Origin of the sequence: Gryllotalpicola koreensis (assembly GCF_039538185.1) — a bacterium.
Lineage (GTDB): Bacteria > Actinomycetota > Actinomycetes > Actinomycetales > Microbacteriaceae > Gryllotalpicola > Gryllotalpicola koreensis.
The window spans coordinates 245,061-267,544 of sequence record NZ_BAABBW010000004.1; the positions used below are offsets into that span (position 1 = coordinate 245,061).

The window sequence follows — 22,484 nt, forward strand, 5'->3', positions numbered from 1 at the left end:
CACGGATGCCTGCGATGCGGCTAGCGTCGTATACATGGCAGCGTCCAACAACCCGGCCCTTAACCGCGTCCCCGCCTTCCGCGCCGCAGGTGCGCCCCGGCCGGTCGACCCGAGCACGGTCGGCGAGGCCCCCGACCTCGAAGCCCTCTTCACCGCGCGCAGCGCCGGCGCGGCCGAGACCGGTCGCATGAGCTACGAAGACACCGTCATCAAGACCGTCTCGCTCTTCGCCGTGCTGCTCGCCGCCGGCGTCGTCGGCTGGTTCGTGCCGGCCCTCGCCATCGTCGGCGCGATCGTCGGTCTCGTGCTCGGGCTCGTCAATGCCTTCAAGCGCAAGCCCTCACCCGCGCTGATCATCGTCTACGCCGCCGCGCAGGGGCTGTTCCTCGGTGGCATCTCGAGCATCTTCGAGACGGTCTTCGGCGGCGTCGTGATCCAGGCCGTGATCGCCACCCTCGGCGTGTTCGGCGTCATGCTCGCCCTGTTCGCGAGCGGCAAGGTGCGCGCCTCGAACCGCCTCACCAAGGTGTTCCTCGGCGCGATGGTCGGCTACCTCGTCTACAGCCTCGTCAACGTCGGGCTGATGATGTTCGGCGGGGTCTCCTCCAACCTCGCCTTCGGGCTCAACTCGATGACCTTCATGGGCATCCCCCTCGGGCTCATCGTCGGCATCCTCGCGGTGCTGATGGGCGCGTATTCACTCGTGCTCGACTTCGAGTTCATCAAGAACGGCGTCGAGAACCGCGCCCCGCGCGTCTACGGCTGGCAGGGCGCCTTCGGCCTGATGGTGACCCTCATCTGGCTCTACGTCGAGTTCCTGCGCCTCTTCGCGATCCTGAGCAGGAACTAGGCGCCGGGCGCAGCCCGCTCGCGGAGCCTTCTGCGCCCGTTCGGCGCACGGCGGCGCCCGTTCGGCGCGAATGTTCCCGCAGCAGCGGGCCCGGATGCGCCAAACGGGCACACCTCGCGGGGCTCGCGCGGTTCGGACGCAGCTCGCGCGGGCCGAGCGCTGGTACCGCGGCAGGTGCTCGGCGAGTGCTTCCGCGTCTCCCGCAGGGCGCTCCTCCACGAGGGCGCGCATGCGGCGCAGGCATCCGTCGGGGTCCGTCTCGTCGAACTCGGCCCAGAACGCGTCCATCCGCCGCCGCCATTCATCCGTCTCACTCGCCCAGTGCCACCTGCTCAAGCCCAACTGCGCCAGCCGGTCATCGTCGCACCGGAGGAACCCTCGCAGCATGCAGCGGTGACCGTTCAGCGCAGTCGGGCGCCGCGAGTCTCTCACGCACGCAGCGCGCGCAGCTTCTCCTCAAGCACGGCGCGCTCGCGTTCGTTCGCGGTCTGCGCGATGGCCCGGGCGAACTCTGCCCGCGCCTCGTCCGGCCGCCCGAGACGCGCGAGCAGCTCGCCGCGCACACTCGGCAGCAGTCCGTAGCCGGCGAGCGCCCCCGCTGCGACGAGCTCGTCGACGAGGCGCAATGCCGTCGCCGGCCCCTCGGCCATCGAGACGGCGACCGCGCGGTTCAGCTCGACGACCGGCGACGGTGCGACGCGGCCGAGCGCCTCGTACAGCACCACGATGCGAGCCCAGTCGGTGTCGTCGACCGATGCCGCGACATCGTGGCATTCGGCGATCGCCGCCTGCAGGCCGTACGCCCCGCGCCCGCGTCCCAGCGCATCGGCACGGGCGAGCGCGGCCCGGCCGCGCGCGATGAGCGCGCGATCCCAGCGGGTGCGGTCCTGGTCGGCGAGGAGAATCGGATGCCCGGCCCGATCGACCCGCGCCGGGAAGCGCGCCACCAGAAACTCCATGAGGGCCGCGAGCCCGTGCGCCTCCGGCTCACGCGGCACGAGGCCTGCGAGCACGCGGGCGAGTCGCAGCGCCTCGCGAGCGAGCTCGGTGCGCATCCACTCGTCGCCGGAGGCCGCCGCATAGCCCTCGTTGAAGATCAGGTACAGCACGGAGAGCACGGCCGAGAGCCGGGCCGGGTACTCCTCGCGCGGCGGCACCTCGAACGGAACCGCCGCCGCGGCCAGCGTCTTCTTCGCGCGCACGATGCGCTGCTGCACGGTGGCCACCGGCACGAGGAAGGCGCGGGCGATCTCCTCCGTCGTGAGGCCGCCGACGGTGCGCAGCGTGAGGGCGATGGAGGCCTCGCGGGAGAGCACGGGGTGGCACGCGATGAAGACGAGCCGCAGCACGTCGTCGTCGATCACGTCCGGATCCCAGGGGACGTCGGCTGCGGCATCCGTCTCGTCGAGTTCGCGCTCGCGTGCGAGCTGCGCGTACCGCTCGTCCTGCAAGGCAGTGCGCCGCCACCCGTCGATCGCGCGCCGCTTGCCCACTGCGACCAGCCAGGCGCCCGGGTTGGCCGGCACGCCGTGTGCCGGCCAACCCTCGAGCGCCTCGGCGAGCGCCTCCTGCGCGAGGTCCTCGGCGAGCGCGAAGTCGCGCGTGTAGCGCGTCAGCGTCGCGACGATGCGTGCGGATTCGATGCGCCAGATCGCCTCGACGGCGCGGCGGGCGGATGCCGGGATGTCAGGCATCCGTCTGGGGCTGCTCCCTGTACCCGTGCTCGATCCATTCCTGCTCCTTCTTGACCCACTCGTTGTCGGCCGGGAAGTCCTCGACGCCCTGGATGCGGCGGATCTCGAGCTTGTTGCCTGGAGTGAGCGGCGCGCGCTTCGCCCACTCGGCGGCTTCTTCGATGGTCGGCACGTCGAGGATCCAGAAGCCGTTGAACAGCTCCTTCGTCTCGCCGTAGGGGCCGTCGGTGACGACCGGCGGCGTCTGGTCGAAGTCGACGACGAGGCCGGCCTCGGGCGAGAGGCCCTCGCCGCCGACCATCACGCCGGCCTTGAGCATCGACTCGTTGTACGTCCCCATCGCGGCGAGCACCTCGGTGAAGTCGACATTCTCGAAGGCCTCTTTCGCGGCATCCGTGCCCCGCATGATCAGCATGAACTTGGACATGGTCACGCCTCCGCCTTCTCCAGCTGACGGCGCAGCATCTGCTTGCGCATCTCGATCTCGCGCTGGATCCACGGATTGTCCTGCGGGAACTCGTCGATCGTCGGGATGCGGCGGATCTCGGTCTTGACGCCCGGGCCGGCCGGCACCTTGAGCGCCCACTCGACCGCCGCCTCTTTGCTCGGCACGTCGATGACCCAGAATCCGTTGAACAGCTCTTTCGTCTCGCCATAGGGCCCGTCGGTCACGACCGGCGGTGTCGCCGAGTAGTCGACGACCGCGCCGAGCGTCGCCTCTTCGAGGCCTTCCATGGCGACGAGCACGCCTGCGTTGAACAATTCCTCGTTGAACCGCCCCATGGTCTCGATCATCTTGTCGAAATCCATGCCGGCGTCGGCCATGGCCTGCTGCGCGGCGGCCTCGTCGACCGTGCGCATGATCAGCATGTAGTTGCCCATGTGAATCTCCTATGTCGGCGGGTCGCCTGTCACGACCCTCTCACCGACACGTCGAGCAGGGAAGGCTCAGATCGACAGCCGCCGGAAAAAACTCGAATCACTCGGCGAGCGCGGACGTACCCATCGTCTGAGAACCCAGCACGATCGCGAGCTCGAGCCGCTCGGCGTCCTCGCTTCCGGGCTCTGCCGAGTAGACCATGACCCGCAGGTCGTCGCCCGCCACGATGAGGGTGTCGCAGTCGAGGCCGATGCGCCCGACGGCAGGGTGCTCGAAGTATTTGTGCCGCGAGCGGTCCTCGTGCGGCCTCAGCTCGGCAGAGTCCCACAGCCGCCGAAACAGTTCGCTCTGCCTGCGCAGCTCGGCCACGAGCTTCCGAACCCGCGGGTCGTCGGGGTACTTGGCGGCCGTGAGGCGCAGGTCGGCGACGATGCCCTCCTGTTGCTCGGCGAGCTGCTCGGGCGTGTGCACCGCGGCAGGGCCGGGGCCGACCACATTCCGCCACACGCCGTTGCGCTCGATGCCGTGCCACGCCGACGCCCCCGTGAGCGCCTCGTAGCCGGCGTTCGCGACGATGAGGTTCCACATCGCGTCGTAGACGACGATCGGATTCCCCGTCAGCCGGTCGAGCAGGCGCTGCACGCTCGGCGGGATGCGCGATGAGACGAGCCCGCGACCCGGCGCCGCCTGGCCGGCGAGGCGGAACAGCAGCTCGCGCTCGGGATCGGAGAGGCGCAGTGCGCGGGCGAGCGCCTCGAGCACCTGGATCGACGGCGACGTTGCCCGGCCCTGTTCGAGCCGGGTCAGGTAGTCGACGGAGATACCGGCGAGCCCCGCGAGCTCTTCCCGCCGCAGCCCCGCGGCCCGGCGCCGCCCGCCGTGCGGCAGTCCGACCGCCTCGGGCTCGACGCGGTCCCGCCAGCGACGCACGGCCTGACCGAACTCGCGACTCTCCACCCCTCAAGTGTGCGCCGATGCGGCATCCGTTTGCCTGGCCCTGCCATTCCTACGAAAAGCCGACGACTGCCTAGAACGGATGCCTCGGCCGAAGCTCGTCTCATGACAACGACACTCATCACTGGGGCCAACAAGGGCCTCGGCAAGGAAACCGCCCGCCAACTCGTCGCGCTCGGGCACACCGTCTATGTCGGCTCGCGGGACGAGGCCCGCGGCCGCGCCGCCGCCGAGGAGCTCGGCGCCCGCTTCGTGCAGCTCGACGTGACCGACGACGCATCGGTGGCCGCCGCGCTCGCTCAGATCGAGAGGGACGGCGGGCTCGACGTGCTCGTGAACAACGCCGGCATCGCCTCGTACGAGTTCGGCGAGAACGGCGTACGCGAGAAGACCGACGGCCCGAGCGCCCTGGCGGTGTTCGACACGAACGCCGTCGGGATCATCCGCGTGACCCAAGCGGCGCTTCCGCTGCTGCGGAAGTCGGAGAACCCCGTCGTCGTGAACGTCTCGAGCGCGCTCGGCTCGTTCTGGGCCGTGCACGAGGACTCCCGGCCGGCCTCGCACTTCCCGACCCTGGTGTACGGGCCGAGCAAGGCGGCGGTATCGATGCTGACCGTGCAGTACGCGAAGGCGGTGCCCGAGGTGAAGTTCAACGCGGTCGAGCCCGGCATCACCGCGACCGAGCTGGGCGGCGGCGAGCCCGGCGACCACCCCGGCCGCCCCGCGTCGGAGAGCGCACGTATCGTCGTGAAGCTCGCGACGATCGGCGCCGATGGCCCGACGGGGACGTTCCAGGAGGACGACGGCAAGCTCGGCTGGTAGCGTCTGGCGCACGACGGCGCAGTGGGCCGAGCCACTCGACGGCCTCAGCGTGCGGTCACGGATGCCGCGGCCGCACGCAGCTCGTCGAGAGCCGCGCGGCACAGCTCAGGCAGCGATCCCGCCCGGGAGTCGGCGGCCCACCGGTCGAAGCCGGTGTAGTAGGCGCGCACCGCGAGCTCGGCGACGAGACCCGCGGCGACGGCGTCGACGCCCCGGGCGGTCAGCGCTCGCGCGACCGCCTCAGCGATCGCGGAGCGCTTGAAGACTGCTCGCTCTCGCAGTTCGTCATGCGCTGCGATGACCGCGCCGATCCGCGTGGCATCGGCCCGGCGCTCCTCCGGATGCGCGGCGGCCAGCGCATCGAGGGCGGCGGCGCCGAGGTCGAGTGGCGCGGCGCCGTGGGCCGCCCCGTCGACCGCGGCCGTCGCCCGTTCGATGAGAACGCCCTGGCCGGCGAAAAGCACCTCGCGCTTGTCACGGAAATGCCGGAAGAAGGTGGTCTTCGTGAGCCCGGCGCGCTCGGCGATCTGCGCTGTCGTCGTCGCCTCGTAGCCCTGCCGCTCGAAGAGCTCGAGCGCCGCGGCGATCAGCCGCTCCATGGCGCCCGGCTCCCAACGACCCATGCGCCCATCCTAGGTGATGTGACTCAGTCACATCACGCGCGTATAGTGACGTTACTCAGTAACATCACACACGTCAGGAGAAGACCATGCGAGTATTCGTCACAGGCTCGGGCGGCCATATCGGCAGTGCCGTCGTCGCCGAGTTGATCGAGGCGGGCCACGAGGTCGTCGGCCTCGTCCGCTCGGAAGCCTCGGCCGACGCCGTTGCCGCACTCGGCGCGGAGCCGCTGCGCGGCGACGTCAACGACGTCGCACTGCTGCGCACGACCGCTGAGGCGGTCGACGCGGTCAGCCATCTCGCCTTCGACAACGTCGCCGCGGCCACGGGCGGGGTCGGCGCCGCAGCCGACGCCGATCGGCTCGTCGTCCGCGCCTTCGCCGACGCGCTCGAAGGCTCCGACAAGGCATTCATCGGCATCGGAATGGGCCGCACCGGCGACGAGGAACTCGACCGCCGGCTCGAGCAGAACCCGCGCACCTTCGTCTCGCGTGAGGTGGCCGAGTTCGCCGCGCGCGGCATCCGCTCGATCCTCATCGCGATCCCGCCCGTGACCCACAGCGACCGCGACACCCACGGCTTCGTGCCGATGCTCATCGACATCGCGCGGCGCACGGGCGTGTCCGGCTACATCGACGAAGGTCAGAACCTCTGGCCTGCGGTGCACACCCTCGACCTCGCGCATCTCTATCGTTTGGCGCTCGAGAACGCCCCGGCCGGCGCGCAGCTCATCGGCGCCGCGGAGCCGGGCATCCCGGTGCGCGACATCGCCGAGAGCATCGCACGGCATCTCGGTGTGCCCGCGGCGAGCATTCCCGCGGACACCGCTGCCGAGCACTTCGCACCTTTCCCGTTCATGGGAATGGACGTCACGATGCCGAACGAGCAGACCCGTGCCCTGCTCGACTGGGACCCCACCCACCTGACCTTGCTCGAGGAGATCGACAGCGGTCACTACTTCGCATGACGAGGTTGTGAGCGCGTTGCGTCGCCGCGTTCGGGCCTAACCGAGCGATCTTGGGCCCGAAAGCGGCGACGCAGCGCGGGCAGACGAAAGAAGCCGCCCTCAGGCGGCTTCTCTCATTCCCACTCGATGGTGCCCGGGGGCTTCGACGTCACGTCAAGCACCACGCGGTTCACCTCGCGCACCTCGTTGGTGATGCGGTTCGAGATGCGGGCGAGCACCTCGAACGGCACGCGGGTCCAGTCGGCGGTCATCGCGTCCTCGGAGGACACGGGACGCAGAACGATCGGATGCCCGTAGGTGCGCCCGTCACCTTGAACACCCACCGACCGCACGTCGGCGAGCAGCACCACGGGGCACTGCCAGATCTCGCCGTCGAGGCCGGCCGCGGTGAGCTCGGAGCGCGCGATGGCGTCGGCCTCGCGCAGGATCTCGAGCCGCTCGCGCGTCACCTCTCCGATGATGCGGATGCCGAGCCCCGGGCCGGGGAACGGCTGGCGCGAGACGATCGCCTCGGGAATCCCCAGCTCCCGGCCGACGGCGCGCACCTCGTCCTTGAACAGCGTGCGCAGGGGCTCGACGAGCTCGAACTCGAGGTCCTCCGGCAGGCCGCCGACATTGTGGTGGCTCTTGATGTTCGCCGTGCCGGCGCCGCCGCCCGACTCGACGACGTCGGGGTAGAGCGTGCCCTGCACGAGGAACTTCACCGGCTCGCCGCCCGAGGCCTCGGCTTCGGCGACGAGCTCGCGCTGCACCTTCTCGAACACGCGGATGAACTCGCGCCCGATGATCTTGCGCTTCTGCTCGGGGTCGGTGACACCGGCCAGGTGGCCGAGGAAGGTCTCGGAGGCATCGACGGTGATCAGACGCACGCCGGTCGAGGCGACGTAGTCCTTCTCGACCTGCTCGCGCTCGCCCTTGCGCAGCAGACCGTGGTCGACGAACACGGCGGTGAGCTGGTCGCCGACGGCCTTGTGCACGAGGGCCGTCGACACCGCGGAATCCACCCCGCCCGACAGCGCCGAGATGACCCGAGCCGACCCGACCTGCTCGCGGATGCGCGCGACCTGCGTCTCGATGACGTTCTCGCTGTTCCAGTCGGCGGCGATGCCGGCCGCGCGGTGCAGGAAGTTCTCGAGCACGCTCTGGCCGTACTGGGAGTGCTTCACCTCGGGGTGCCATTGCACGCCGTAGAACTTCTTCTCATCCGAAGCGAAGGCCGCGACCGGCGTCGACAGCGTCGAGGCGAGCACCTCGAAGCCCTCGGGCGCGCGCGAAACCGAGTCGCCGTGCGACATCCACGCGATCTGCTCGGTCGGCTGACCGTCGAGCAGCGTGCTCGTCGGGGCCGTCACCGAGACGTCCGTCGCGCCGTACTCGCGGCGGCCGGTCTGCGCGACCTCGCCGCCGAGCGCCTGCGCCATCACCTGGAATCCGTAGCAGATGCCGAGCGTCGGCACGCCGAGATCGAAGACGCCGGCGTCGAACGACGGCGCCCCATCCTCATAGACCGACGACGGACCGCCCGACAGGATGATGCCGGCCGGGTTCTTGGCCGCCACCTCAGCCGCGGTGATCGTGTGCGGCACGATCTCGGAGTAAACGAATGCCTCGCGCACCCGCCGCGCGATCAGCTGCGCGTACTGCGCGCCGAAGTCGACGACGAGTACCGGCCGCCTGCCCAATTCATCAATACTGCCGTGCGTGCTGCTAATCCTGTCCTCCTGCGGTGACGGGGGCGGGCGCCGGTGCGTGCTCGGCGAGGTAGGTCTTGACCTGCTTGGTGATGATGCCCTCGACGATGAAGGACATGAACGGGATGACGCCGCCGAGCGCGATCTGCACGAACTTCGTGAACGGCATGCGCATCAGCGACCACAGCCGGAAGTCGGCGAACAGGTAGAGCACATAGAGCCAGCCGTGCGCGATCAGCACCGCGATCGAGACGTTGACGCCCTTCAGGTACGGGTCGGTCGCCGCGTTCACGAGCGGGAAGGAGATGATCGGCTCCCCCGGCTGGAACGCATACACCCAGTGCCCGAAGCCGTACTTGACGACCATCTCGGCGCACAGCAGCAGCAGCATGATGCCGGTGATCCAGGCGGTCACCTGGTAGAGCCGGAGCGCCGCGGGCACTTTGGGCAGGTCAGCCGGGCGCGGGCGGGCGCCCTTGACGCTGCGCAGCTGCTCCCACAGACGGGACAGGTACGTTCCCTCGCCGGTGGACGGGGCAACGGGCTGCGGCATGGGTATCAGTCTACTTTCTGCGTGTCGATGGGGTGATCGGATGCCTGCGCCGAAGCGGCCTCGATGTCTTCGACTTCTCTCTCCCAGGCATCCCTCGTCAGCCGGTACCAGAGGTAGACGGCGAAGCCGGCGAACACGGCCCACTCTGCGGCGTAGAAGGCGTTCAGCCAGTCGATCGACTTCTGCTGGATGGGCGCGGGCGCATAGATCGGCTTCAGCCCGCTCGGCACATGGTTCGTCGCCACGAGGTAGGCCTCGAAGAACCTCGGGCTGTCGCCGAGCCCGGTCCAGTGGTTGATGAGGATGGCGACCGCCAGGTCCTTCATCATCGGCGGATCGCCGTCCAGACTGTCCTGCGGCTGCTGAGGCGGCTCCGTCGGCTGGATGCGGCCCGCGAGGTCAAGCGTTTCAGGGGCGGATGCCTCGAGCCGATGCTGCGTCGCGATGGCGACGGCCCGGCTCGCGGTGAAGCCCCGGGCGACGGCGAGATGCGCCCCGGCATCCGGCCCATCGCTCACGACCGCGTGCGCGACGACCCACCAGCCGCGCGAGCCGCTGTTGTTGTCGCGGCCCTGGATCAGCGTGTAGTCCTCGGGCACGGTCGTCGCGCTCACGGTGACGAGCTGGCCGACGCGGTTGTTCGCGATCGCCTTGCCGGGCACCAACACCTCGTGCAGCGGGCGGGTCGTCTCGGTGATCTGCGGGCCGACCTGGCGCGCCTCAACGGCGCGGGCGAGCTGCCACTTGCCGAGGAAGGCGAAGATGCCGGCGATCGCGAGGCAGACCAGCAGAACGCCGATCCAGCGGGGTCGGCGCATGACCTGGAACAGGGTCAGGTCGCCGGGGTGTCGGACTGGGTCAGAGATCTTCGGGCTGCTTTCGTGCGTCGGGGTCTGTGTCGAGGCCGGTGTCGGCGAGCATCGCCTCTTCGACGGCGGGGTCGAGGTGATGCTCAACCTCAGTTATTTCATCGTCAAGCTGTGATTCAGCCGCAGGCGCGGCTGAATCGCTCGCCGAACGTGCAGCGCGGCGAGCCGCTCTGCGCTGCTGCCACCGCCTCCACCACGCGGTGAACCGGTCCGAGTTCGCCGCCATGAGCGGCCCCAGGATCGCCATGATGACGACGTAGAGGCCAGCGAACGGCGTGAGCCGGCTGTCGAGGCCGGCTCCCACGGCGAGCGTCGCGAGGATCAGCACGAACTCGCCGCGGTTCTGCAGGATGACGAAGGTGTTGATGCCCGCCGTGAAGTCGAAGCGGTTCATCCAGGCGATCAGCTGGCTCGCGCCGAAGTTCAGCAGCAGCGTCATCACGACGGCGACGATCACGACGCCGGTGACCTGCGGGAACTTCGCGATGTCGAGGTCGAGGCCGAAGTTCAGGAAGAAGAAGGCCGCGAAAATGTCGCGCAGGGGCACCGTGACGCGCTCGATCCGGCCGTGGTACCTGGTCGCTCCGAGCACCACGCCGATGAGGAATGCGCCGATGGCATCCGTCACTCCGATCAGCTCGCCGATGCCGCCGAAGACGACCGCGAGGCCGAAGAACAGCACCGTGAACAGCTCGTCGTCCTTCGTCTGCAGCAGCCGCGAGACGTAGCGCGCGCCCCAGCGGGCGATCGAGAACATCGCCACGATGAACACGAAGTCGATCGCGAGCCTGAGGGCGATCGGCCAGAATCCGGTCGCCCCGCTCAGCGCCGCTGAGACGATGGCGAGGTAGATCGCGATGAAGATGTCCTCGATGACGGTGACGCCGAGGATCATCGGCGTCTCATCGTTGGTCAGTCGGCGCAGCTCGATCAGCAGCTTCGTCACGATCGCACTCGACGACGTCGCCGTCATGCCGGCGATGATCAACGCCTCGCGCGTGCCCCAGCCGACCCAGAACCCGAACGCGAGGCCCACGCCCAGGTTGATGGCGACATAGGAGCCGCCCGAGATCAGCAGCCGGTTGAGGTTGCCGAAGAACTCCTCCTGATCGAACTCGAGGCCGAGGCTGAACAGCAGCAGCAGCAGGCCGAAGACGGCGATCAGCTGGACGTTGGCCGCCTGGAAGTCGAGCGGGAACACGTGCGTGTGCGGGCTCGCCAGCAGGCCCACGACCATGTACACGGGGATCGCGGGCAGCCCCACCCGCCGTGCCAGGCGCCCCAGCACGTAGGCGATGAGGAACAGGATTCCGAGGACAATGAGGTTCTCGGCGAGATCGCCGTGATCGCTCGCCTCGGCGGCGAGCAGGGCCGCGGCGCGCACGGTCAGTTCCCCGGTGGGGCGTCGGCGAGCGCGTCGCGCGCGGCCACGGTGCCGGTGCGGAAGAAGTCGAAGGCCTTGGCGACCTTCTCCGGGCTGCCGGCGACGACGAGCGTGTCACCGGGGAAGACCTTGAAGTCGGGGCCCGGGCCGGGGTTCGCGGCCTCGCCGCGCACGACCGCGACGACCGTCAGGCCGATCAGCCCGTGATCGGCGGGGGCACCGAGCGGCTGGCCCGCGATGTGGTCGTCGTAGTCGACGGCGAACCAGTCGATCGACAGGCCCGGGATCTGGTCGAGCGCCGCGAGGCTCTCGGTGATCTGCGTGCCGCCGAGCAGCTCGGCGAGCGTGTGCGCCTCGTCCTCGTTGAGGCGGATGCTGATCTTGGTGACCTCGTCGGGGCTCTCCGCGTCGCTGAAGGTGATCAGGTCGTTGGCTCCGCTGCGGTGGGCGATGACGCCGACCTTCCCGCCGTCTTCGGCGACGAAGCTGTGCAGCACGCCCACCCCGGGCAGCTTCACCCGTCGTACGTCGACCATGTCTCGTGCTCCTCACCGGCTTCAGTGCCACAAGTCTAGGCAAGGGGTCTGGAGAGCAGGTGATCGCCACATTCCACGGCTTCGCGGTGCGGGAGGCCGCGGAATGTGGCGATGATGTGAGCATGGATTCCCGCGCAGACGAGCTCATCGAGGGCCCGCGAGGGCGACGGATGCTGTACGAGCTCGCGAGCCTCGCCGATGACCACCTGAGCTCCTTCGCCTGGGACGTCGAGCGCAGCTTCGACAACTCCGGGTCCGCCGTCTTCGTCAGCTGGGGTCCCGCATCCGGCGAGCACGAGCGCCGACCCGAGCGTGCTGAGGAGGTCGGCGAGATCGCGGCGCGCATCGCCGGGCGCTCAGGCCGCGATGTGGTCGACGAGGAGAGGATCGTCGTCGCGCTGGCGGACTCCGTCGGCTGGGCCAGGGCGTGGCAGGAGCCCGACGGCACCGACATGATGCTCGAGGATCCCGCGTTCGTGAGCGCCCTGCGGCCGCTCGCCGAGCGGGTGGCCCGGATGCCCGAGGTGGAATGGTGGTGGCATCCGGTCGCCCAGCACCAGACGGTCACGCGGTTCTCGTATGCCGACCCCGAGACCCGCGTGCAGCAGCCGCCGCCCGTGCCCGAGCCGAGTGGCACCGCGGCGCAGCTCGCACGCTGGCGGCAGGAATCACGCGAGACCGAGCAGCAGTTCGTCGACCACGCGGCCAACTATCCCGGAACACCGCTGTCGGGCGATTGGTGGGCGCTGGCGCAGTACACCGGCGTGTGGTCGACGCCTTCCCTCGGCGCACGCGGGCCCGCCGCGCTGCATTTTGTGGAGGACGGCGGGGGCGAGCGCCTGGCGCGCGTCTGGGACGGCCGTCCGCACGACGGCGCGCGCGTGCTCGAGATCACCGGGCCGGATGACTGGGCCGACTTGTGCCGCAGGCATCCGTTCGACGTCACCGAGTCCCGCCGCCATGTCTGGGGCCTCGCCACAGGACGGCAGGGGCGCTGGGTGATCCCCGACTGGCCGGCCGTCGCCGCGGAATGGGACGCCGTGCACCTCACCGTCGCCGGCTATTTGCGCACCGCCGAGCGCGCCGTTCCTGTCGACGGCGAGACGGCGACGGTGCTCGCCGGCTGGGACCCTGCGGCCGCCGTCTGGTTCGGCGAGGCGATCGAGCTGGACGCGACGTTCACCGAGTGGAGGCGCGACGACGAGGCGTGGACCCGCGTCGCCGGCTGAGGCTAGTCCGCGAGGTACGGCGCGACGACGACCTCGACGCGCTGGAACTCCTTGAGGTCGGAGTAGCCGGTGGTCGCCATCGAACGGCGCAGCGCCCCGATCAGGTTCGCGGTGCCGTCGGCCACCGTCGCGGGGCCGTAGAGCACCTCCTCCAGCGAGCCGACCGTGCCGACCTGCACGCGGTGGCCGCGGGGCAGCTCGGGGTGGTGCGCCTCTGCGCCCCAGTGCCAGCCGCCGCCGGGGGCCTCAGATGCGCGCGCCAGGGTGGACCCCAGCATCACGGCATCCGCACCGCACGCGATCGCCTTGACCAGGTCGCCGGACGTGCCGAGCCCCCCGTCGGCGATGACATGCACGTACCGGCCGCCCGACTCGTCCATGTAGTCGCGGCGCGCGCCCGCCACGTCGGCGACCGCGGTCGCCATGGGCGCGTGGATGCCGGTGACGACGCGCGTCGTCGACGCCGCTCCCCCACCGAAGCCGACGAGAACGCCCGCGGCACCGGTGCGCATCAGGTGCAGGGCCGCCGTGTAGGTCGCCGCACCGCCGACGATGACCGGCACGTCGAGCTCGTAGATGAACTTCTTGAGGTTGAGGGGCTCGCGCTGCTGCGCAACGTGCTCGGCGCTGACCGTCGTGCCGCGGATGACGAACAGGTCGACGCCGGCCGCGAGGACCGTCTCGTAGAACTGCTGCGTGCGCTGCGGGCTGAGCGCCCCGGCGACCGTGACTCCTGCACTGCGGATCTCGGCAAGGCGGTCGCGGATCAGCTCGGCCTTCACCGGCTCCGCGTAGATCTGCTGCATGCGCTGCGTCGCGCTCTCGACCGGCAGCGAGCGGATCTCGGCGAGCAGCGGCTCGGGGTCCTCATAGCGGGTCCAGAGGCCCTCGAGGTCGAGCACGCCCAGGCCGCCGAGCTTGCCTATGGCGATCGCCGTCGCGGGGGACACCACTGAATCCATGGGGGCGGCGATGATCGGAGTCTCGAAGGTGAACGCGTCGATCTGCCAGGTGACGCTGACATTCTCGGGGTCGCGGGTGCGCCGGCTCGGCACGACCGCCACATCGTCGAAGGCGTACACCCGACGCCCGCGCTTGCTGACGCCGATCTCGATCTCGCTCACGCGAACAGCCTAGCGAGGGCGGCGAGAACCCCTCGTAGGCTGAGCGCATGGAGCCCACGCAAGCGGAATCCCTCGACGTCCTGCGGCAGCGCACGAGCTCGAAATGGCGGGCGTTCGGCCCGGAGATGCTGCCGATGTTCGTCGCCGAGATGGACTACCCGCTCGCACCCGTCATCAAGGCGGCCCTGCATGACGCGGTCGAGCTCGGCGACACGGGCTACGTCGACCCGCGCTCCGGCGGGCGAGCCGCGGCCCGGGCGTTGGCCGATTTCGCCGGCGACCGCTGGGACTGGCATCCGTCGCCCGAGCTCATGCAGAGCACGACCGACGTGAGCGTCGTCGTCGTCGAGTCGCTGCGCCGTCTCATCGAGCCGGGCGACGGCGTCATCATCACCCCGCCCGTCTACCCGCCGTTCTTCGAGTTCGTGCCTGAGGCCGGCGGCACGGTCGTCGAGGTGCCGCTCGTCGATGACGGCGAGACCTGGGCGCTCGACCTCGCGGGCATCGACGCCGCGCTCGCGGCCGGCGCCCGCGGCATCCTGCTCTGCAACCCGCACAACCCGCTCGGGCTCGTCCACTCGCGCGAGCAGCTCGAGGCGCTATCAGCGATCGTCGAGAGGCACGGCGGATTCGTCGTGAGCGACGAGATCCACGGCCCGCTGGTGCATACGGATGCCGCGTTCACGCCCTACCTCGACGTGTCGGAGGCCGCGCGCGAGCACGGCATCGCCGCGCACTCCGCCAGCAAGGCGTTCAACCTCGCAGGACTGAAGTGCGGACTGTTCGTGGCGGCCGGCGATCGGATGCGGGCGCTGATCCGATCCCTGCCCGAGGAGGTCGTCTACCGCACCGGCATCTTCGGAGTCATTGCGACGCGGGTGGGTTTCGCTGAGGGCCGCGACTGGCTCGACGGCACCGTCGCGGCGATCGAGGCGAACCGTCGGCTGCTCACTGCGCAGCTCGCCGAGAAGCTGCCGCTGGCCCGCTACCGCGAGCCGCACGCGAGCTACCTCGCCTGGCTCGACCTGGGCGCCTACGGCTGGGGCGAGGACCCGGCGCGGGTGCTGCGCCGCGCGTCGGGCGTGGTGCTGTCGAACGGCCCGCGCTTCGGCACGCAGGGCCGCGGCTTCGCGCGGATGAACATCGCCTGCGCCCCCGAGCTCGTGGTCGAGGCGGTCGACCGGATCGCCGCCGCGGCCGCCGATCGTTGAGGAGCCGCGTAGCGGCGTCTCGAAGCGATCCGCGCCCCGTGACGCGGTTGCGCTACTAGCATCCGGTATGCGCTGCTCGGATCCGAGGCGCGCATACCGGATCCGAGCAGCGCAACCGAGACCTGTCTACGCGAGCTGCGGAAGGACTTCCTTCTCGAAGAGCTCGATCGCATCGGTCGAGTACGCCGCGTTCGGGAAGTAGAAGATCGCGTAGCCGAGGCCGGCCTCCGCCTGCTTCTGCAAGCGCTCGACGATCTGCGCGGGCGTTCCGACCGCGAGGGCGTTCGGGCTGCGGTACTCACCGATGAAGCCGTCGGTCGCGTCGCCGAGGTACGGGCGCACGCGCGCCTCGAGCTCGTCGAGCTGGCGGTCGATGTCGGCCTGCGACTCACCCACCATCACGTTGTAGTTCGCCGAGCGCACGATCGCGTCGAAGTCGGTGCCGAGCTTCTCGCAGTGGTCCTTGAGGATCGCGCTCTTGCGCGCGAAGCCGTCGGGGTCGCCCGCGAAGTTCGTGTACTGCGCGTACTGCGCCGCGATCTTGAGGGTGACCTTCTCGCCGCCGCCGGAGATCCAGAACGGGATGCCCGGCTTCTGCAGCGGCTGCGGGTGGAACAGCGCGCCGTCGACCTGGTAGTACTTCCCGTCGAGCGTCGCGGTGCCGGTCGTCCAGGCCTGCTTCATGATCTCGACTCCCTCGCGCAGCCGGCCGAGGCGCTCGCCGATCTCGGGGAATCCGTAGCCGTACGCCCGCCACTCGTGCTCGTACCAGCCGCCGCCGATGCCCATCTCGACGCGGCCGCCCGAGATGATGTCGGCCGTCGTCGCGACCTTCGCGAGGTACGCCGGGTTCCGGTAGCCCATGCAGGTGCACATCTGGCCGAGGCGCACGCGCTTCGTCGCGGCGGCGAAGCCCGACATCAGCGACCACGCCTCGTGCACGGCCTCATCGGTGGGCTTGGGCACCGGGTGGAAGTGGTCGTAGACCCAGATCGACTCCCACTGCTCGTTCGCGTCGGCGTGTTGAGCGAGGCCGTTCATCACCGCCCAGTGCTCTGCGGGGTCGATGCCGACCAGGTCGTGACGCCAGCCTTGGGGAACGAAGAGTCCGAATCGCATGTCGCGATCGTATCGATTCGATTAGCCGGTGTGAACGACTGCGCCCGGAACGGAAAAGTTTCCATTCCGGGCTCTCAGCTCAGTTGCGGTAGTTCGGCGCCTCGACGACCATCTGGATGTCGTGCGGGTGGCTCTCTTTGAGCCCCGCCGGCGTGATGCGCACGAACTTGCCGCGCGCCTTGAGCTCGGGGACCGTGCGGGCGCCGACGTAGAACATCGTCTGGCGCAGGCCGCCGAGCAGCTGGTAGACGACCGAGTTCACGGCACCTCGGTAAGGCACCTTGCCCTCGATGCCCTCGGCGATGAGCTGGTCGTCGCTCGGCACGTCGGCCTGGAAATAGCGGTCGCGCGAGTACGAGGTCTTCTTGCCGCGGGTCTGCAGCGCACCGAGCGAGCCCATGCCGCGATAGGTCTTGAACTGCTTGCCGTTCACGAAGATCATGTCGCCCGGCGCCTCATCGGTGCCGGCGAGCAGCGAGCCGATCATGACGGTGTCGGCGCCGGCGACGAGCGCCTTGCCGATGTCGCCCGAGTACTGCAGGCCGCCGTCGGCGATGAGCGGCACACCCGCGGCGCGGGCGGCGAGGGATGCCTCATACACGGCCGTGACCTGGGGAACGCCGACACCCGCGACGACGCGCGTGGTGCAGATGGAGCCGGGGCCGACGCCCACCTTGACGGCATCCGCCCCGGCCTCGATCAGCGCCTGCGCGCCCGAACGGGTCGCGACGTTGCCGCCGATCACGTCGACGTTCGCGAACGCCGGGTCGTTCTTGATGCGCGCGATGATCTCGAGCTCACCGCGGCTCTCGCCGTTGGCGGTGTCGACGACGATGACGTCGACGCCGGCCTCCATGAGGGCGGTCGCGCGGTCCCAGGCGTCGCCGAAGAAGCCGACGGCGGCGCCGACGCGCAGGCGGCCGGCCTCGTCCTTGGTGGCGAAGGGGTACTTCTCGGACTTGTCGAAGTCCTTGACGGTGATGAGGCCCTTGAGCTTGCCGGCCTCGTCGACGAGCGGCAGCTTCTCGATCTTGTGCTGCGCGAGCAGCGCGAGGGCGTGGTCGGGGTCGATGCCGACGGGGGCCGTGACGAGCGGCATCTTCGTCATGACGTCGGCGACGCGCAGGGTCTCGGCCTCGAACGGCGAGACGAAGCGCATGTCGCGGTTGGTGATGATGCCGACGAGCGTGCCCGCCTCGTCGACGACGGGAAGGCCGGAGACGCGGAAGTCGCGGCACAGCCGGTCGACCTCGGCCACCGTGGCGGAGGGGGTCGTCGTGACCGGGTTGGTGATCATGCCCGACTCTGAGCGCTTCACCTTGTCGACGAACTCGGCCTGGTCCTGGATGGACATGTTGCGGTGGATGATGCCGATGCCGCCCGCGCGGGCCATGGCGATCGCCATGCGGCCCTCGGTGACGGTGTCCATCGCGGCGGACAGCAGAGGCGCGTTCACCGTGATGCGCTTCGTGAGCCGCGAGGCGGTCTCGGCCTCGGACGGGATGACGTCGGTGGCCCCCGGCAGGAGCATGACGTCGTCGTACGTCAAACCGACGAAACCGAACGGATCTGCCTGGTCCATGACACCTCTATTGCTCGCGCGCGTGAGAAGAAAAATCCCCGAGCACGGCACGCCATCGGGGACTTACTGAATGGTAACGGATGCCCCTGCAAGTTATTCCGCGCGCGAGAGCCGGGATGCGCAATGATGCCTCCAATCAGGCACACGGTTGAAACACGGCTGACACATCCGGACCCTAGCTTCCTGATTACGCACCATCGGCGCGCCCTCCACGGGTCGCCGTCCTGAGATCGCACCACCAGGAGGCCGAGTGCCCACGACCCGAAGGCGCCTCGTGCGCGCCGCGACGACGATCGCCGCGGCGGTCGGCGTGCTGCTGACCGTCGGACTCGCCGTGAGCCCCGCCGCCGCGGCCAGCGCCCCGATCGACCCGGCGACCGCGAAGGAGTCGATCCTCGTCGTCGCGCGCGACAACAGCACGCCGCCCGCCAAGCCGCTGCCGGGCATTCCCGTGCAGGTCAAGAACGACAGCTTCGACGTCACCGTCGCCACGGGGGCAGACGGCCGCGTCGAGGTCGGCCTTCCCGGGCCGGGCACGTACCAGGTGATCCTCGACGTGAGCAAGGTCCCCGCCGGGCTGAAACTGCCGAGCGCGCTCAAGCCCGAGCGCTCCGTCGAGGTCGACGAGGGCAACAAGCAGGTGCTCGCGAATTACCTCTTCATCTCGGCGACGGCGGCGCAGACGCACGAGACCACGACCCCGAGCCCCGGGGCGACGGCGACGCCCTCGAAGGGAGGCGGCAGCTCGGCATCCGCCGACTTCGGCCGTCGCATCTGGCCCGCCCTCGCAACCGGCCTCATCTTCGGCCTGCTGCTCGCCCTCGCCTCGATCGGCGTCTCGCTGATCTACGGCACGACGGGCCTCAACAACTTCGCGCACGGCGAGCTGGTGACCTTCGGCGGTCTGATGGCCTACACCTTCACGAGCCTCGCGCACCTGCCAGGCTGGCTCGGCATCATCATCGCCACCGTGCTCGGCGGCGCCTTCGGCTACGTGCAGGACCTCGGCCTGTGGCGGCCGCTGCGGCGCAAGAGAGTCGCGCTGATCCCGCTCATGATCGTGTCGATCGGCCTGTCGCTCGCGGTGCGCTACGTCTACCAGATCATCTACGGCCCCGGCACTCTGCTGCTCCCGCAGGACAGCTCGGCCGCGCTCTCGATCGGTCCCGTCCGGCTGACGAGTGCGAACCTCGCCGCAGCCGTCATCGCGATCGTGGTCCTGCTCGGCGTCGCCTGGCTGCTGACCAACACCCGCATCGGCAAGGCCACCCGCGCGGTCTCCGACAACCGGGCGCTCGCCGCGGCGTCCGGCATCGACGTGGAATCCGTCATCCGCATCGTCTGGACCGCGGGCGGCGCGCTCGCCGGCCTCGCCGGTGCGCTGCTCGCCTACTACCAGACGGTGCAGTGGGACTCGGGCGCGCAGATCCTGCTCGCGATCTTCGCCGCGGTCACCCTCGGCGGCCTCGGCACCGCATACGGCGCGCTGGTCGGCTCGCTCGTCATCGGGCTCTTCATCAATGTCTCGGCGATCTGGCTGCCGGCGAACCTCAAGTTCGTCGCGGCGCTGATCGCCATGATCGTCATCCTGCTGGTGAGGCCTCAGGGCATCCTCGGCAAGAAGGACCGGATCGGGTAAGGACGACGCAATGCTGGACTGGACCTTCCTCCCCCTCACGCTGAACCAGATCATCTCTCCGCAGACGATCGCCTTCGCCCTCGCCGCCCTCGGCCTGTCGGTGCACTTCGGCTTCACCGGCCTGCTCAACTTCGGCCAGGCGGGCTTCATGTCGGTCGGCGCGTACTTCTTCGCGATCACGGCGACGCGCTTCGGCTTCCCGCTCTGGGCGTCGGTGCTCGCGGCGCTCATCGGGGCGACGGCGTTCGCGTTCCTGCTCGGCATCCCGACCCTGCGGCTGCGGGCGGACTACCTGTCGATCGTGACCATCGCGGCGGCCGAGATCATCAGATACACGGTGCAGACGCCGGACTTCACCGCGTTCACCGGCGGCTCCGACGGCATCAACGGGGCGGAGGCCGCCTTCAACCGGCTGAATCCGTTCCCCGACCGGGTGTACCGCATCGGCATGGTGCCCTACACCGCCGACGACATCTGGGTGATGACCGTCGGCTGGGTGCTCGTCGCGCTCGCCGCGCTGTTCGTGTGGCAGCTCATGCGCAGCCCGTGGGGCCGCATCGTCAAGGGCATCCGCGAAGACGAGGACGCCGTGCGCTCGCTCGGCAAGAACGTCTACTCGTTCAAGCTGCAGGCGCTCATCATCGGCGGCATCCTCGGCACCCTCGGCGCGATCATCAACATCATCCCGACCTCGCTGCAGCCGAACAACTACGCGACCCAGACGACGTTCTTCCTCTGGACGATCATGCTGCTCGGCGGCGCGACGACCGTGCTCGGCCCCATCATCGGCTCGATCATCTTCTGGGTCGTGCTGAACCTCGCCGACGGCGTCATCGGCATTCTCGCGACCAGCCACATCCTGCCGCTCTCGCAGGTGCAGCAGGGCCCGGTGCGCTTCATCATCGTCGGCGTCGCGCTGATGCTGCTCGTGATCTTCAGACCACAGGGCATCTTCGGCAAGAAGAAGGAGGCGCACTTCAGTGTCTGATCAGACCACGACCCAGACCACGGCGACGGATGCCGCACCCATCGTCGCCGACCCGGCGGCCCCCATCGGGCCGGGCGTCCGCAAGGCCGACCCGATCCTCGTCGCCGACGGGGTGATGCGCCAGTTCGGCGGCAACGTGGCCGTCGACGTCGAGCACGTCGAGATCCCGCGCGGGAAGATCACCGCGCTCATCGGCCCCAACGGCGCGGGCAAGACGACGTTCTTCAATCTGCTCACGGGCTTCGACCGCCCGAACGCGGGCACCTGGACCTTCGATGGCTCCGACCTCGCGGGCGTCCCGTCGTACAAGGTCGCGCGCCGCGGAATGGTGCGCACCTTCCAGCTGACGAAGTCGCTCGGCCTGCTCTCGGTGCTCGAGAACATGCGCCTCGGGGCGACGAAGCAGCTCGGCGAGCGCTTCCTGCCCTCGCTCATGCCGTTCCTGTGGAGCAAGCGCGAGGCCGAGATCACCGAGAAGGCCATGGAGCTGCTCGCCCGCTTCAAGCTCGACACGAAGGCGCCGGACTACGCGGCATCCCTCTCGGGGGGCCAGCGCAAGCTCCTTGAGATGGCGCGCGCGCTGATGAGCGACCCGACCCTCGTGATGCTCGACGAGCCGATGGCGGGCGTGAACCCGGCTCTCACGCAGTCGCTGCTCGGGCACATCCTCGGGCTCAAGGAGAACGGCATGACCGTGCTCTTCGTCGAGCACGACATGCACATGGTGCAGACCATCGCGGACTGGGTGATCGTCATGGCGGAGGGCAAGGTCGTCGCAGAGGGCTACCCGCGCGAGGTGATGAGCGACCAGGCCGTCATCGACGCGTACCTCGGCGCGCACCACGACACCGACCTCGGAACCTTGACGGGCCAGCTGGCGATCGCCGAGGACGTCGGCGTCTCCGACGAGCTGATCGAGCAGATCGAAGAAGAGCTGGAAGAGGAAGACCAGGAGGCCGGGAAGTGACCGACGAGATCGCCCTCCAGACCACGGACCTCGTCGCCGGGTACATCCCCGGCGTCAACATCTTGAACGGGTGCTCCGTCACGGTGAAGAAGGGCGAGATGGTCGGCATCATCGGCCCGAACGGCGCCGGCAAGTCGACGCTGCTCAAAGCCGTGTTCGGCCAGGTGTCGATCCGCGAGGGGTCGGTCGTGCTGAACGGCCAGGACATCACGGGCCTCAAGGCCGAGAAGCTCGTCTCGCGCGGGGTCGGCTTCGTGCCGCAGAACGCGAACGTCTTCCCGTCGCTGACCATTCAGGAGAACCTCGAGATGGGCGCCTTCCAGCGCCCCAAGGCGTTCAAGGAGCGGCTCGACTTCGTCACGGCGCTCTTTCCCGAGCTCGGCAAGCGGCTCGCGCAGCGCGCCGGCTCGCTCTCGGGCGGCGAGCGCCAGATGGTCGCGATGAGCCGCGCGCTCATGATGGACCCGCAGGTGCTGCTGCTCGACGAGCCGTCCGCCGGCCTGTCGCCCGTGCGGCAGGACGAGACCTTCATCAACGTCGCCCAGATCAACCGCGCCGGCGTCTCCGTGCTGCTCGTCGAGCAGAACGCGCGCCGGGCGCTGCAGATCTGCCACCGCGGCTACGTGCTCGACCAGGGCAAGGACGCCTACACGGGCCCGGGCCGCGAGCTGCTGAACGACCCGAAGGTCATCGAGCTGTACCTCGGCACCCTCGCGACGGACCACACCGCCACGAGCGCCACCCCCGTCGTCGGCGGGTAGCGGCCACAGCGAACACGACGAAGAGCGGATGCCTGAGGCATCC

Annotated in this window: 22 protein-coding genes; 9 read left to right on the forward strand and 13 right to left on the reverse strand. The window is 69.4% G+C overall.

Annotated features, from left to right (window positions below; genetic code table 11):
* Window positions 1–34: 34 nt before the first annotated feature.
* Window positions 35–850 (forward strand): Bax inhibitor-1/YccA family protein, encoded by an 816-nt coding sequence (locus tag ABD708_RS13000; protein ID WP_344755099.1) that lies wholly within the window; start codon window positions 35–37, stop codon window positions 848–850.
* Between the two features lie 428 nt (window positions 851–1,278).
* On the opposite strand, the gene ABD708_RS13005 is transcribed toward ABD708_RS13000, so the two are convergent.
* From ABD708_RS13005 to ABD708_RS13020, 4 genes are all read right to left on the reverse strand, one after another.
* A complete protein-coding gene (locus tag ABD708_RS13005; RefSeq protein ID WP_344755101.1) occupies window positions 1,279–2,544 on the reverse strand; it encodes an RNA polymerase sigma factor in 1,266 nt (421 codons plus the stop codon).
* Window positions 2,537–2,971 carry a YciI family protein gene (locus ABD708_RS13010; protein WP_344755636.1) on the reverse strand — a complete coding sequence of 145 codons (435 nt, stop codon included), beginning with the start codon at window positions 2,969–2,971 and terminating at the stop codon, window positions 2,537–2,539. Before ABD708_RS13010 ends, ABD708_RS13005 begins: the two co-directional genes overlap by 8 nt.
* Window positions 2,972–2,973: 2 nt before the next feature.
* Complete coding sequence (locus tag ABD708_RS13015; protein WP_344755103.1) at window positions 2,974–3,426, reverse strand: YciI family protein; 453 nt, start codon at window positions 3,424–3,426, stop codon at window positions 2,974–2,976.
* Between the two features lie 97 nt (window positions 3,427–3,523).
* Complete coding sequence (locus tag ABD708_RS13020; protein ID WP_344755105.1) at window positions 3,524–4,381, reverse strand: helix-turn-helix transcriptional regulator; 858 nt, start codon at window positions 4,379–4,381, stop codon at window positions 3,524–3,526.
* Between the two features lie 102 nt (window positions 4,382–4,483).
* Here ABD708_RS13020 and ABD708_RS13025 point away from each other — a divergent pair, with 102 nt between their 5' ends.
* Window positions 4,484–5,200 carry an SDR family NAD(P)-dependent oxidoreductase gene (locus ABD708_RS13025; protein ID WP_344755107.1) on the forward strand — a complete coding sequence of 239 codons (717 nt, stop codon included), beginning with the start codon at window positions 4,484–4,486 and terminating at the stop codon, window positions 5,198–5,200.
* Between the two features lie 44 nt (window positions 5,201–5,244).
* Here ABD708_RS13025 and ABD708_RS13030 read toward each other — a convergent pair whose 3' ends face one another.
* Window positions 5,245–5,823, reverse strand: coding sequence for a TetR/AcrR family transcriptional regulator (locus tag ABD708_RS13030; protein WP_344755109.1), 579 nt, complete (start codon window positions 5,821–5,823; stop codon window positions 5,245–5,247).
* Between the two features lie 86 nt (window positions 5,824–5,909).
* On the opposite strand from ABD708_RS13030, the gene ABD708_RS13035 reads away from it, so the two are divergent.
* On the forward strand, window positions 5,910–6,788 hold the full coding sequence (locus ABD708_RS13035) for an SDR family oxidoreductase (RefSeq protein ID WP_344755111.1): 879 nt from the start codon (window positions 5,910–5,912) through the stop codon (window positions 6,786–6,788).
* A gap of 113 nt (window positions 6,789–6,901) precedes the next feature.
* Here ABD708_RS13035 and guaA read toward each other — a convergent pair whose 3' ends face one another.
* Genes guaA through ABD708_RS13060 form a run of 5 tightly spaced genes read right to left on the reverse strand, consistent with a single transcriptional unit; the run spans window position 6,902 to window position 11,821 of the window.
* A complete protein-coding gene (gene guaA, locus ABD708_RS13040) occupies window positions 6,902–8,479 on the reverse strand; it encodes a glutamine-hydrolyzing GMP synthase (protein WP_344755638.1) in 1,578 nt (525 codons plus the stop codon).
* Between the two features lie 16 nt (window positions 8,480–8,495).
* Window positions 8,496–9,032 (reverse strand): DUF3817 domain-containing protein, encoded by a 537-nt coding sequence (locus tag ABD708_RS13045; protein ID WP_344755113.1) that lies wholly within the window; start codon window positions 9,030–9,032, stop codon window positions 8,496–8,498.
* Between the two features lie 5 nt (window positions 9,033–9,037).
* Complete coding sequence (locus ABD708_RS13050) at window positions 9,038–9,850, reverse strand: SURF1 family cytochrome oxidase biogenesis protein (protein WP_344755115.1); 813 nt, start codon at window positions 9,848–9,850, stop codon at window positions 9,038–9,040.
* 40 nt (window positions 9,851–9,890) lie between these two features.
* Window positions 9,891–11,285, reverse strand: coding sequence for a cation:proton antiporter (locus ABD708_RS13055; RefSeq protein WP_344755117.1), 1,395 nt, complete (start codon window positions 11,283–11,285; stop codon window positions 9,891–9,893).
* 2 nt (window positions 11,286–11,287) lie between these two features.
* Window positions 11,288–11,821, reverse strand: a complete 534-nt coding sequence (locus ABD708_RS13060; protein ID WP_344755119.1) for a cation:proton antiporter regulatory subunit — start codon at window positions 11,819–11,821, stop codon at window positions 11,288–11,290.
* A 122-nt stretch (window positions 11,822–11,943) separates the two neighbouring features.
* On the opposite strand from ABD708_RS13060, the gene ABD708_RS13065 reads away from it, so the two are divergent.
* Window positions 11,944–13,050, forward strand: coding sequence for a hypothetical protein (locus tag ABD708_RS13065; RefSeq protein ID WP_344755120.1), 1,107 nt, complete (start codon window positions 11,944–11,946; stop codon window positions 13,048–13,050).
* A 2-nt stretch (window positions 13,051–13,052) separates the two neighbouring features.
* Here ABD708_RS13065 and ABD708_RS13070 read toward each other — a convergent pair whose 3' ends face one another.
* Window positions 13,053–14,174 (reverse strand): GuaB3 family IMP dehydrogenase-related protein, encoded by a 1,122-nt coding sequence (locus tag ABD708_RS13070; protein ID WP_344755122.1) that lies wholly within the window; start codon window positions 14,172–14,174, stop codon window positions 13,053–13,055.
* A 47-nt stretch (window positions 14,175–14,221) separates the two neighbouring features.
* Between ABD708_RS13070 and ABD708_RS13075 the strand changes: the two genes are divergently transcribed.
* Window positions 14,222–15,385, forward strand: a complete 1,164-nt coding sequence (locus tag ABD708_RS13075; RefSeq protein WP_344755124.1) for a MalY/PatB family protein — start codon at window positions 14,222–14,224, stop codon at window positions 15,383–15,385.
* A gap of 126 nt (window positions 15,386–15,511) precedes the next feature.
* On the opposite strand, the gene ABD708_RS13080 is transcribed toward ABD708_RS13075, so the two are convergent.
* Both ABD708_RS13080 and guaB read right to left on the reverse strand, forming a co-directional pair.
* Window positions 15,512–16,504, reverse strand: a complete 993-nt coding sequence (locus ABD708_RS13080) for an LLM class F420-dependent oxidoreductase (protein WP_344755126.1) — start codon at window positions 16,502–16,504, stop codon at window positions 15,512–15,514.
* A 79-nt stretch (window positions 16,505–16,583) separates the two neighbouring features.
* The gene (gene guaB / locus ABD708_RS13085; RefSeq protein ID WP_344755128.1) at window positions 16,584–18,086 is read right to left on the reverse strand and encodes an IMP dehydrogenase; all 1,503 of its coding nucleotides are present in this window, start codon (window positions 18,084–18,086) and stop codon (window positions 16,584–16,586) included.
* A gap of 250 nt (window positions 18,087–18,336) precedes the next feature.
* Between guaB and ABD708_RS13090 the strand changes: the two genes are divergently transcribed.
* The 4 genes from ABD708_RS13090 to ABD708_RS13105 are packed head-to-tail and all read left to right on the forward strand — an operon-like array spanning window position 18,337 to window position 22,441.
* A complete protein-coding gene (locus ABD708_RS13090; RefSeq protein WP_344755130.1) occupies window positions 18,337–19,725 on the forward strand; it encodes a branched-chain amino acid ABC transporter permease in 1,389 nt (462 codons plus the stop codon).
* Between the two features lie 13 nt (window positions 19,726–19,738).
* A complete protein-coding gene (locus tag ABD708_RS13095) occupies window positions 19,739–20,713 on the forward strand; it encodes a branched-chain amino acid ABC transporter permease (protein WP_344755639.1) in 975 nt (324 codons plus the stop codon).
* Entirely contained in the window at window positions 20,706–21,680 is a 975-nt protein-coding gene (locus ABD708_RS13100; protein WP_425553293.1) for an ABC transporter ATP-binding protein, read from the forward strand. Before ABD708_RS13095 ends, ABD708_RS13100 begins: the two co-directional genes overlap by 8 nt.
* On the forward strand, window positions 21,677–22,441 hold the full coding sequence (locus ABD708_RS13105; RefSeq protein WP_344755132.1) for an ABC transporter ATP-binding protein: 765 nt from the start codon (window positions 21,677–21,679) through the stop codon (window positions 22,439–22,441). The genes ABD708_RS13100 and ABD708_RS13105 overlap by 4 nt, the downstream gene beginning before the upstream one ends.
* The last annotated feature ends 43 nt before the right edge of the window (window positions 22,442–22,484 follow it).